This is a genomic window from Streptomyces boncukensis, from assembly GCF_011045075.1.
In the GTDB taxonomy this organism is placed as follows: domain Bacteria; phylum Actinomycetota; class Actinomycetes; order Streptomycetales; family Streptomycetaceae; genus Streptomyces; species Streptomyces boncukensis.
This window is the reverse complement of the sequence record NZ_JAAKZZ010000351.1, coordinates 1-8,197: the sequence shown is the minus strand read 5'-3', so window position 1 is coordinate 8,197 and position 8,197 is coordinate 1. Positions and strand designations below refer to the sequence as shown.

7 protein-coding genes are annotated in these 8,197 nt (G+C 71.5%); 5 read left to right on the top strand and 2 right to left on the bottom strand.

The genetic code is table 11. The annotated features are described in order from the left end of the window. Positions 1–131: 131 nt before the first annotated feature. Both G5C65_RS26210 and G5C65_RS26205 read right to left on the bottom strand, forming a co-directional pair. The gene (locus G5C65_RS26210; protein ID WP_165301408.1) at positions 132–1,499 is read right to left on the bottom strand and encodes a radical SAM protein; all 1,368 of its coding nucleotides are present in this window, start codon (positions 1,497–1,499) and stop codon (positions 132–134) included. A gap of 143 nt (positions 1,500–1,642) precedes the next feature. Next, complete coding sequence (locus tag G5C65_RS26205) at positions 1,643–1,861, bottom strand: hypothetical protein (RefSeq protein WP_165301407.1); 219 nt, start codon at positions 1,859–1,861, stop codon at positions 1,643–1,645. A 134-nt stretch (positions 1,862–1,995) separates the two neighbouring features. Here G5C65_RS26205 and G5C65_RS26200 point away from each other — a divergent pair, with 134 nt between their 5' ends. From G5C65_RS26200 to G5C65_RS26180, 5 genes are all read left to right on the top strand, one after another. Beyond that, positions 1,996–4,131 (top strand): S9 family peptidase, encoded by a 2,136-nt coding sequence (locus tag G5C65_RS26200; RefSeq protein ID WP_165301406.1) that lies wholly within the window; start codon positions 1,996–1,998, stop codon positions 4,129–4,131. Between the two features lie 635 nt (positions 4,132–4,766). After that, the gene (locus tag G5C65_RS26195) at positions 4,767–5,699 is read left to right on the top strand and encodes an SDR family NAD(P)-dependent oxidoreductase (RefSeq protein WP_165301405.1); all 933 of its coding nucleotides are present in this window, start codon (positions 4,767–4,769) and stop codon (positions 5,697–5,699) included. Continuing rightward, on the top strand, positions 5,696–6,550 hold the full coding sequence (locus G5C65_RS26190; protein ID WP_165301404.1) for an SDR family oxidoreductase: 855 nt from the start codon (positions 5,696–5,698) through the stop codon (positions 6,548–6,550). Before G5C65_RS26195 ends, G5C65_RS26190 begins: the two co-directional genes overlap by 4 nt. Before the next feature lie 28 nt (positions 6,551–6,578). Then, positions 6,579–7,799, top strand: coding sequence for a crotonyl-CoA carboxylase/reductase (gene ccrA / locus G5C65_RS26185; protein ID WP_165301403.1), 1,221 nt, complete (start codon positions 6,579–6,581; stop codon positions 7,797–7,799). 89 nt (positions 7,800–7,888) lie between these two features. Further along, positions 7,889–8,143 (top strand): acyl carrier protein, encoded by a 255-nt coding sequence (locus G5C65_RS26180; RefSeq protein ID WP_165301402.1) that lies wholly within the window; start codon positions 7,889–7,891, stop codon positions 8,141–8,143. Positions 8,144–8,197 lie beyond the last annotated feature (54 nt).

Here is an 8,197-nt window from a genome sequence, read left to right as displayed (position 1 = left end):
GCCTGTTACTGACAGGCAGGAACGGCCGCAGCCGTTCCCACTCGGCATCACTCAGATCACCCCGCCCCATGTCCGCATCAACGACCCGGACGCGAGGCAGTCACATGATCGACCGGACAAGTCCTAGCCGCTCACACCGGAGTGGCGCTCTCCGCGCCCTCCGCGTTGGCCTCGATCGCCGCGTCGGCCGGCAGGGTGTCCATGAAGGAGCTGACCGAGAAGACGGCGTTGCCCGCGCCGGGCGGGCCGTAGCCGGGGGGAGAGGACAGGCCGTGCCGCTCCATGGCCGCGCGGTAGGCGTCCAGCAGGCGGATGTGGTATTCGAGCGGGGCGCCCTGCGGATTGGTCTTGCCGAGCGGGGTCGTCGGCTCCGGGCACCAGGTGGTGAAGCGCGGCGTGATGCCGTGCGACATGAAGAAGTCCAGGCCCTCCGTCGTGGAGGCGACGGCCTCCTCCACCGACTGGAAGCCGAACGGCTCCGCCATCTCGACGCCCGCCACGAAGTTCGGGATCACGTTGCGGGGGCCGAAGACCTCCGCCGAGTCGAGGATGCGCCGGTGCCACTCCTCGCGCCCGACATAGCGCTCCTTGCCGGGGCAGTACAGCTCGAACAGCCGCTTGTCCCACACCTCGAAGTTGGGGTGGTAGATGCGGATGCCGTAGTCGTGGAAGCGCTGCACGTCCTCCCTCGGGAGGGCCTGTGCGACGACCTTGCCGGTCCAGCGGCCGGGGAAGCGCTCCTCGATGGCCCGCGCGTACTCGCCGTAGAAGTCCGCCTCGTCCTTGCCCTGCACCTGCGAGGTGATCGAGCCGCCGGTGAGGGTGTACGCGCGGGAGGCGCCGAGGGTGTCGTGGTCGGCGATGATCTGGAGCGCCTCCAGCACCTCCTCCACCGGCTTCACCCCCGTGTAGGGGCGGCCGGCGGCCTTGTGCTGGCGCCAGTTGTGATTGATGTCGCAGTACTGGCACTCCTCCTTGGCGCCGAAGTACTGGCACACCCGGAAGACCGTGAGATAGATCAGATAGCCCCACTGGATCGTCGGCGCGACCTCCATCACCGACTTCCCGTTGGCCAGCGTGTGCCGGTAGTAGTCCGGCATCGGCGGCAGCCCGACATCCGCGATCCGGCGCCCGTCCAGATAGAGGCCGAGCGCGCCGTCCGCGCCCGCCTGGACCCGGTAGGGCGAGTCCGGATTCACCCGTACGGAGACGACGGTGCGGCGCAGGTCGTAGGGGCCGCCGGTGAGGACGATCTCCTCCGGCGGGCGCCGCAGCGCGGCCTGGCCCAGCTCCGGCAGGGTGCGGTGGTCGAAGGAGAAGATGAAGTACGACTTCGGCTTGACGTCGCCGGACGCCTCGTCCGCACTGTCGCTCAGCGCCGAATCGTCGAACGCGATCCCGCCCCTGAGCAGGTCCTCCTTGATCACGGCTTCCCGCGGCACATGCGGAAAGCGCTCCATCAGCTCCTCGACCAGGGCCGTACGGCTCTCCTGCGGCATCGGCGATCAAACTCCCTCACTCTGCGACCCCCGGGCCCCTCAGACGGTACTCCCGCGCCGAACAGTGCCCTACACCCGGTCCGGTTGACAGCGGGCACGCGGACATGAGAGATCACAGAGTGACGTTCCGAAGCGGCGCTGGCTCATCCGCCCGGCGCGGGCCGCCACTCCTCGGGGCCGCCGCCGCGCCACTCGATCAGCGCGGGGTCGTCGAGCTGGATTTCCTGCTCCTTGAGCCCGACGCCGAGCAGCAGGGCGAAGACGTCCTGCGCGCTGCGGGCCAGCCCGAGCAGCTCTGTGTGCGCCGTGACCCGCCGCTCGCCCGACGCGGAGGGCGGATGGACGACGATCGGAGGCGTCATGCCTCCAGCGTACGGCCGTCCCCGGCGGAACGGCGCGGCCAGTGCCCGACCCGCGGCCCCCCTCCGCCACAGGCGCACCACCCCTCTCACCGATGTCACCCGATGTCACCTGACGAGAACGGAGCCCGTACGCCATGGACCCCAGGGATCCCACAGACCCCGCGGAGCCCGCGGAACCCGCCGACCCCTCTGCCCTCGCGGCCTTCCCCCGGCAGCTCGCCCGCACCCGGCGCTTCACCCTGGGCGCGCCCCGCGACTTCGCCCTCTCCCCGGGAGGGGAGCGGGTGCTCTTCCTCCGCTCCCGGGGCGGCGCGGACCCGGCCTGCTGCCTGTGGCTGCGGGAGGGCGGCGCGGAGCGGGTGCTGGCCGACCCCGTCCGGCTCGGCGCCCCGCCCGACGGCCCCGGCATCGCCGCGTACTCCGCGGACGCGCACTGCCGCACCGCCGTCTTCGCGCTCGGCGGACAGCTGTGGGCGACCGGCACCGGACCCGGCCCCGGCTCCGGCCCCACCGACACCCTGCGCCCGCTGACCGCCGCCGAGGCCGTCACCGAGCCCCGCATCGACCCGACCGGGCAGCGCGTCGCCTACGTCGCGCGGGGCGCGCTGCACGTCGTCGAGCTCGCGGACGGCGCAGCGCGCGTGCTGGCCGCGCCGGACGGGCCCGAGGTGACGTACGGGCTCGCCGAGTACGTCGCGGGCGAGTCCATGCACCGGCCGTACGGCTTCTGGTGGGCACCCGACGGGCGGCGGCTGCTCGCCGCGCGCGTGGACTGCTCGGCGGTGCGGCGCTGGTGGATCGCCGACCCCGCACATCCGGAGCGCGAGCCGCGCGCGATCCGCTACCCGGCGGCCGGCACCGCCAACGCCGATGTCTCGCTGCACATCCTGCCCGTGGCGGGCGGCGGTGCCCGCACCGAGGTGCGCTGGGACCGGCACGCCTTCGAGTATCTGGCCTCCGCGGTGTGGGACGCGCACGGACCGCTGCTGTCCGTCCAGAGCCGCGACCAGCGCACGCTGCGCGTGCTGGCCGCCGACCCCGGCACCGGCGCGACCGCCGTGCTGCACGAGCAGCGCGACCCCGCCTGGGTGGAGCTGGTGCCGGGCGCGCCGCTGCGCACCGCCGCCGGCGCGCTCGTCCACGTCCTGGACGAGAGGCAGGGCCCGGACGACCGGGACGGCACCCGGCGGCTGGCGGTCGACGGCGAGCCCGTCACGCCGCACGGGCTCCAGATCCGCGAACTGCTCGGCACCGTGGGAGAGGACGTGTACGTCGCCGCCGGCGACGAGCCGACCGAACAGCACGTGTGGCGCTGCGACGCGCGGCGCGGCGCCGTCGAACGGGTCAGCGAGGGCCCCGGGGTGCACACGGCCCGGACGGCGGACGGCGCGCTGCTGCTCGTCTCGCACACCGAGGACGGCAGGCGCTGCACCCTCGCGGGCACCGGCCCGGACCGCGCCCAGGAGCGCACCGCCATCCGCTCGTACGAGGCCGAGCCGCTGGTCGTGCCGCGCCCCATGTGGCTGCGCGCGGGCCCGCGCGGAATCCGTACGGCGCTGCTGCTGCCCTCCTGGCACACCCCGGGCGAGCGGAAGCTGCCGGTGCTGATGTCCCCCTACGGCGGGCCGGCGATGCAGCTCGTGCGGCGGGTGCGGGGCTGGTGGTTCTGCGTGGCGCAGTGGTTCGCCGAGCACGGCTTCGCCGTGCTGGTCGCGGACGGGAGGGGCACGCCGGGGCGCGGACCCGGCTGGGAGAAGGCGGTGCACGGGGACACCCTCACGGCGGTGATCGAGGACCAGGTCGCCGCGCTGCACGCGGCCGCGGGGCACTGCCGGGACCTGGATCCGACGCGGGTCGGCATCCGCGGCTGGAGCTTCGGCGGCACCCTCGCCGCCGCCGCGGTCCTGCGGCGCCCCGACGTCTTCCACGCCGCCGTCTCCGGCGCGGCGCCCAGCGACCAGCGGCTGTACGACACCCACTGGCGCGAGCGGTTCCTCGGCCTGCCCGAGGAGAACCCGGAGGCGTACGCGCGCTCGTCGCCGCTCACCGACGCCGCCTCGCTGACCCGTCCGCTGCTGCTGGTGCACGGGCTCGCCGACGACAACGTCGCGGCCGCGCACACCCTGCGGATGTCCGCCGCGCTGCTCGCGGCCGGGCGCCCGCACCGGGTGCTGCCGCTGTCCGGGGCCGGGCACCGGCCGTACGACGAGACGACGGTCGCCCGGCTGCTCACGCACGAACTGGAGTTCCTGCGCGAGACGTGCGGCTAGTGCCGTGGCCGGCGGAGCGTGCCGGGACGGGGCTGCCCCTTGCTGTTTCGTCGCAGTCCGCGGCTGCGATGGGGGTCCCCCTGCTCGAGCGAAGCCGAGAGCTTGGGGGAGGCTGGTCGCGCAGTTCCCCGCGCCCCGGCGTGTGCTGTATGAAGTGCGCCAAGGGCGCACTTCATACAGGTATCTGTACATCATGACCTTGCGGTTTGCGCCTGGCAGAGATTGTGAGGCGTGGGGCATTGTGAAAATCGGCCTGCTAGGGCGCATAGGCGGATGCACAGGGGCGCCCTCTGGCAGAAGGTGCCCGAGCCACCCTCCCGGTTCAACCCCGATTATGTGACGGTTTGCCAGTTCAGCCAACCTCTTGGGGTCGCACGGATGTGCGAAAGATTCGGCCCCCTCTTCAAAGCTGTCTGGACAATTTCATTCATTCCTCGCCAAAGGGCTGGTCGGGCGGAGTGCATTCTTGCGCACCCTTGGACTGTCCAACGCTGCAGCAGCAGACCGGGGTGAGCTTATGGGCCGTGAAGAAAATCGTGCGGAGGGGTTCTCGATGGGAGTCGGCCTGTGCCGATGCGATAAGCCCGTGTACGGCATACACGGCGTCGCCGATGCCGTAGCGGGCGGAGGCAGTCATGTCGGGCAGCGTTGATCCCGGCGCGTCGGCGCGTACGCGGGTCGCCCTGGTCTCGGGGGCCTCGGGCGTTCTGGGACGCGCTTACTGTCTGGCACTGGCCGCGCGGGGCTTCGCCGTGGTGGCCAACGCCCGGGGCCGGTACCGGTACGGAGACAGCTGCGGATTGGAGCGCGTCGCGAACGAGGTGATGGCCGCCGGTGGCACCGTGCTGGTGGTACGCGGGGACGTGTCGACGGCGGCGGGCTCCGAGCACGTGATCCGGACGGCATTGAAAGCCTTCGGCGGCATCGACGTCCTGGTGAACAACTCCGGCGTGCCCAAGGACCGGACCCTCGCGCGCATGACCGAGCAGGACTTCGACGAGGTGGTCCGCTGCCATCTCTACAGCACCTTCCATCTGACCCGCTCGGCATGGCGCCCGCTGATCGCGTCGCGGTGTGGCCGGATCATCAATACGGTCTCCAGCTCGGGTCTGTGGGGGAATCCAGGGCAGAGCAATTACGCGGCGGCCAAGATGGGCGTTCTCGGCTTCACCCTGAGCCTGGCACTGGAGGGTGCGCGGCTGGGCGTCAATGTCAACGCGGTGGCGCCGTTCGCCGCCACCGCAGCGACCGCCCGGTTGATCCCGCAGCCGTTGCGTGAGGCGTTCCGGCCCGAGCAGGTGGCCGCGCTGGTGGCCTGGCTCGCGGATGCCGGATGCGGCGCCAACGGCGAGATCTTCGAGGCAGGCGGCGGGTACCTGCGGAAGGTCGTGCTGACGGCCGGCTCCGGCACGGCGTTCGCCGATGTGCCCACGCCCGAGGAGGTCGCCCAGTGCCTGGCACAGGCGGATCCGCCTGCGGGTGTCCACACCCCGGCCAACGCCCGGCTCGCCGTTGCGGAGTTCCTGGAGGCCGCACTGGCCGTGACCGGACAGGAGGCGGGCGGATGACCCCCGGGCTCAGCGGAATCGAGGGGAAAGTGGCACTGGTCACGGGCGCCTCACGGGGCATCGGCCTCGCCATCGCCGAGGCGTTCTTGCGGAACGGCGCCCGCGTAGCCGTCACCGCCCGGAACAAGGCCCGGCTCGAAGCGGCGGCAGCCGGGCTGAGGGACACAGTGCCGGGCGCGCAGGTGTCGGTCCACCCGGGGGACGCGGGCGACACAGAGGTCGCCCCTATGACAGTGGCCGAAGTGCTGGATCGTTTCGGCGCCTTGGACATCCTGGTGAACAACGCCGCGATCAACCCCGGCCTGGGCCCGACAGCGCAGATGGATCTCGCCGAGTACGACGCGCTCTACCAGGTTGACCAGCGGGGCCCGCTGATGTGGACCCAGGAAGTGCTGCGCCAGGCGATGACGGCACCCAGCGGGAACAACATCATCAACATCTCCTCCGCGGCGATGCTCGGTTTCGCCGGCCCCATGGGCTCGTACGCATCGGCCAAGGCAGCGCTGGTCTACCAGACCCGCCACCTGGCGGTGGAGCTGGGGCCGCGGGTGCGGGTCAATGCCATCGCGCCGGGTGTCGTCAAGACCGCGTTCATGACCGCCCGGGTAGCCAGGCACCCTTTTATGCGCGGCCGGTTCGGAGCCGACTTCATGAAGGCCGATCCCCGGTCCGAGCGCAGGCCCTGGCCTCTGGTCAGGGTGGGGCAGCCACGCGATGTCGCGAACGCCGCGCTCTTCCTCGCGAGCGACCTCGCCGACTGGATCACCGGGCACCTGCTGGTGGTGGACGGCGGCGCCTCCCTTGCCCTCGGCTCCACCGGACCGTCCGACTGGTCGGCGGGAAACCCGTGAGCGGGGCCAGCCGGGAACGAGGAGGAGCATGAAGGACCTCTACCCCCTGGGCGAGACGCCGCCGACGGGCCGCGTCCCCGAGCGCATGATCGCGGCCACCATCCGGCGCGAGCGCTTCGGCGAGCCGAAGGACGCGATGATCGTCGAGGAAGTCCCCACGCCCCCGGTCGGCCCCGGCCAGGTGCTGGTGTGGGTGATGGCGGCCGGGGTCAACTACAACATGGTCTGGGCGAGCCTGGGCCGACCGGTCGACGTCATCGCCATGAACCGCCGCGCAGGCAGTACCGAGGACCTGCACGTCGGAGGCTCCGACGGGGCGGGCATCGTCTGGGCGGTCGGTAGCCGGGTCCGGGGCACCAAGGTGGGCGACGAAGTCATCCTCACCGTGTCCCAGTGGGACGAACGCTCCGACGACGTCAGGCTCGGCACGGACGGCACCTGCTCACGGTCCACACGCGTCTGGGGGTACGAGACCAGCCACGGGTCGCTCGCCCAGTTCGCCGTGGTCGACGACTACCAGGTCCATCCCAAACCGGCGGCACTGTCCTGGGAGGACGCGGGCTGCTTCAGCCTGACCGCGGGCACCGCCTACCGCCAGTTGTGCGGCTGGCACCCCCATACGGTGTCGCCCGGCGACCCGGTGCTGATCTGGGGCGGCGCGGGCGGCCTGGGCTCGATGGCGATCCAGATCGTCAACCAGCTGGGGGGTGTGCCCGTGGCCGTGGTGTCCGACGGGAAGAAGGCGGAGCACTGCCGGTCCGCGGGCGCACACGCGACCATCGACCGCCAGGTGTTCCAGCACTGGGGCCCCATGCCGCCCGGCGACACCCCCAAGGACCTGCGTCAGTGGCAGGTGGGCGTCCGGCGCTTCCAACAGGCGTTCTGGGAGGTCCTCGGGGAACGGCGCAGCCCACGGATCGTGCTGGAACACCCCGGCAGCGCGACACTGCCGACGTCGATCGCCGTCTGCGACCTCGGCGGCATGGTGGTGACCTGCGGAGCCACCAGCGGATATCACGCCGACCTCGATCTGCGATTCCTGTGGATGCGGCAGATCCGCCTGCAGGGCTCGCACATGGCCAACACCCGCCAGTTCCGCAGCGTCATCGCACTGGCCGGCCGCGGCTCGCTCGACGTGTGCCGCACCGGAACGTACTCCCTGGCCGAGTCCAGCACCGCACACCAACTCCTGCGTGAGGGGGCCCAGATGGGAAACCTCGCCATTCGCGTCAACGCACCCGCCGCCTGAGGTCGCACCGACTCACCACGCCCGGGGCCATGTATCCCGTGCATCCCGCCGAGGACCCACGTATCCCCGCAGAAGAGAGGACCACGCAGATGAACCAGCTGACCTACACCGACCTCAAAGCCCTTATCCTGGCTTGCCGCAGTGACCTCGAAGAACTCTTCGAGAGCGGCGACCTCAGCGACACCACCTTCGACGAGATCGACTTCGACTCGCTCTCCCGCACCGAACTCGCGGAGAAGATCAACGACAGCTCCGGCAAGGAGATCCCCGACGACATCGTCTTCGAGGCGGCCACCCCCAGGGTGCTGCTGGAGAAGGTGAACGCGTATCTCACCGGCACGTGACAGGCGCGGAAGGCGACGCTCGCGGAGGAAACGATGATCCCCCAGCCCCTCTCC